The 1,170-nt window shown below is 74.2% G+C and carries 2 protein-coding genes; both read right to left on the bottom strand.

Going from position 1 to position 1,170, the window contains the following annotated elements; translation table 11 throughout:
* Positions 1-866, bottom strand: an 866-nt coding sequence (locus tag ACIQF6_RS36265) for an electron transfer flavoprotein subunit alpha/FixB family protein (protein ID WP_400903305.1), incomplete at its 3' end; no start/stop codon positions are given.
* A gap of 40 nt (positions 867-906) precedes the next feature.
* A partial coding sequence (locus ACIQF6_RS36260; protein ID WP_400903302.1) for an electron transfer flavoprotein subunit beta/FixA family protein occupies positions 907-1,170 on the bottom strand: 264 nt, incomplete at its 5' end.

Genomic DNA, 1,170 nt, shown 5'->3' with positions numbered 1-1,170 from the left:
TCGGGGTCCTTGTTGACCGCGACGATGGTCTTCGAGGTCTGCATGCCGGCGCGGTGCTGGATCGCGCCGGAGATGCCCGCGGCGACGTACAGCTGCGGGGAGACCTGCTTGCCGGTCTGGCCGACCTGGTTGGTGTGCGGGTACCAGCCGGCGTCGACGGCGGCGCGGGAGGCGCCGACGGCCGCGCCGAGCGCGTCCGCGAGGTCCTCGACGACGCCGAAGCCCTCGGCCGCGCCGACGCCGCGGCCGCCGGAGACCACGATCGCGGCCTCGGTCAGCTCGGGACGGCCGGTGGAGACCCGCGGGGTGCGGGAGGTGACGGTGGCGGCGTTGCCGGTGAACTCCACCGTCACGCCCTCCACCGCGCCGGCGGCGGGGGCGGCCTCGGGGGCGGCGCTGTTCGGCTTGACGGTGATCACCGGCACGCCGGTGGTCACGGCCGACTTCACCTGGAACGACGCGGCGAACACCGACTGCGTCGCCACCGGGCCGTCCGCGCCCTGCTCCAGGTCGACGGCGTCGGTGATCAGGCCCGAGCCCAGGCGCAGCGCGGTGCGGGCGGCGATCTCCTTGCCCTCGCCGCCGGAGGTGACCAGGACGGCGGTGGCGCCGGTGGCCCGGGCGATCTGGGTGAGGGCGTCGACCTTGGGGACGACGAGGTGGGTGGTGAACGCGTCGGCGTCGGCGGTGTAGACCTTGGCCGCGCCGTACTCGGCGGCCCTGGCGGCGATGGCCGCGGCGTTGTCGCCGGCGCCGAGGACGACGGCGGAGGGGGTGCCCAGGCGGCGGGCGAGGGTCAGCAGTTCCAGGGCGGGCTTGCGCACCGCGCCGTCGGCGTGGTCGACCAGGACCAGGATCTCGCTCATGTGTGTGACTCCGTATCCTTCGAAGGTTCCCGGCGGCCCGTCAGATGAACTTCTGCTCGGCGAGGTACGCGGCGAGCTGCTTGCCGCCGTCGCCCCCGTCGGTCACCACGACGCCCTTGGTGCGGGCGGGGCGCGCGGTGATCTCCGCGACCTTCGTCCACGCGCCCGCGAGGCCCACCGCGTCGGCGTCGATGCCCAGGTCGTCCAGGTCGAACGACTGCACGGGCTTCTTCTTCGCGGCCATGATGCCCTTGAACGACGGGTACCGGGCCTCGCCCGACTGGTCGGTCACCGACACCACCGC

It is taken from the genome of Kitasatospora sp. NPDC092948 (assembly GCF_044754805.1).
GTDB lineage: Bacteria > Actinomycetota > Actinomycetes > Streptomycetales > Streptomycetaceae > Kitasatospora.
Note: the sequence above shows the minus strand (reverse complement) of the source record. Positions and strands in the feature narration are given on the sequence as shown.